Here is a 2,009-nt window from a genome sequence, read left to right as displayed (position 1 = left end):
CATTTCAGCACTTAGGTCTTCATCTGCATTCGGGTCCATAGTTGGGTCAACGCCAATACGTTCAAACGCTGTAATGTGCGACCAGTCCATCTCTACATAGTGGTGTTCTGAGCCAGCATAGCTGTGTAGCATGGCAACCATGACCAAATCGGCGTAATCCGCTTTTTCAACTTCTCGAGTGAAATTAACACACTCTTTGGGTACAGGTTTGAGCTCGGATGGAAAGTCCCATTTCTCTAATATCTTCTGACCCACGATGGGCTGAAGTTCATCCAAAAGGTTGTCGAGCATTACGCTATTTATTTGAACGTCGTTATCTTCAACGTACTTAAGGACCGGCAAAGAACCGATGGAATAAACGAGTCCGGCCAACGTCGCTTGGCCTGCAGCCAGATGAGGGTGCTGCCGTGCGAGCACACTACATATACCCGCTACTTCGGTACTGCGCTCCCAAGTCTCGCGCATACGCTTGTCGATCATCTCTGAAGTTGCTTGGAACATCTGCTCCATTGCGAGGCCTGTTGCAAGATTACTCGTATATTGCATGCCTAAGCGGTTTACTGCCATGTTTAGCGTAGTGATTTCATTTGCACCGCGAAACAAAGGGCTGTTGCTAACCTTGAGTAGGCGTGCTGATAAGGCAGTATCTTTGTTAATAACGTCGATCAGGTCGAATAACCCCGAATCTTCGTCTTCGCTGATTCTCTTAACATCTAAAGCAATTTCAGGAAGCGTTGGTAAGACAATAGTGTCGTTCTCAATTGCTTCCAATATATCTTGTTTTATCTTCTGACCAATTTCTGACATGAATACCTCGATTCAAGATGTTTTTCATCTACTCATTAGTTATAGCAGAGCAAAACGCTTTTGTTCTAGAAATTATCGGAACGAAGTAAAAAACCTGAGTTCGTTATAGTTTTCTTAAGAATAACTAAGGTCAGACACAATAAACCCAGTATCCAGGTCGGAGCCGATATACGTTGTCTCACCTGTATCGACTTGTTCCTTGTTTAGCACAGCTAAAGCAGTAATAATCGTATCTGTCAATGTATGGGCTCGGACGAGCTTACCGACTTTCTTGGGCAAACCTTCGATAGTTTTAATAAACACATCGGCACCTGGCTCGAGTTGATCGGCGGCAGTGCCATTTCCTTCAAGTAAACACATGCGCTTTTTAAGCTTACCTAAGAACTTCATACGGGCGATGATTTCCTGTCCGGTATAACATCCTTTTTTAAAGCTGACTGCACCCAATTCATGTAGATTCAGCTCCTGAAGAATGAACTGTTCTTGTGTGGCAGAAAATACTTGTGGAATACCTGCTTTAGTTTCTTTCGCCAGCCAGTTTTCAAGGGCCTCAGTATCTGAACAGCTGTCATCGGGTACTTGTTGGGACCAGAACTCCAAAAGGCCTTGCTTACCGGGTAGTCTTATTAACAGGGTGTTGTCATCACCTGCTTTGTTTGAATTGTCTTCGGGGGCTTTTAATGCGGCCAATTCAGGGTAGCGCTCACATATAACTGCTAATGATGGCGTGCTACAACCATAAGAGTGAAAGTTAGCTTCTTTGAGTTCGCACTTAAAGAAAACTGCGTATTTGCTTAAGGTCTTGAGGATATGTTCAAAGCAGCTTTCATCTACGGACAGCAATAAACCATTTGAAATCCGTACAACTTTAAACAAGCCATATATACGTCCCTTGGGTGTGTTCAGGGTGCCATAAGAGAAATGGTTCGAATCTAGGGAGTTGATATCAGTAGAGCATTGACCTTGAAGAAACTTTTCTGAGTCTTCACCAGTGATGCTGATAAAACGACTGGGTAGATTGATAAACATGTGAGTCATAATGTGGTAACTGTCAGTTGTAATTAGTTTTTTAGTATTTAGCNANTTCNGCAATATCAATATAAAGCACCGCGATGCTGTATAATCGCTAAATACTAAAAAACTAATTACAACTGACAGTTACCACATTATGACTCACATGTTTATCAATCTACCCAGTCGTT

General features: G+C 42.8%; 2 protein-coding genes. Both read right to left on the bottom strand.

Annotation, left to right across the window (positions count from 1 at the left end; all coding sequences use genetic code 11):
• The coding region (locus tag A3757_RS07835) for an HDOD domain-containing protein (protein WP_068739388.1) at positions 1-807 on the bottom strand (807 nt) is incomplete at its 3' end.
• A 114-nt stretch (positions 808-921) separates the two neighbouring features.
• Entirely contained in the window at positions 922-1,845 is a 924-nt protein-coding gene (locus A3757_RS07830; protein WP_068553559.1) for a folate-binding protein YgfZ, read from the bottom strand.
• Positions 1,846-2,009 lie beyond the last annotated feature (164 nt).

This window comes from Oleiphilus sp. HI0117 (assembly GCF_001635235.1).
This window is presented reverse-complemented; position numbering and strand designations above follow the sequence as displayed.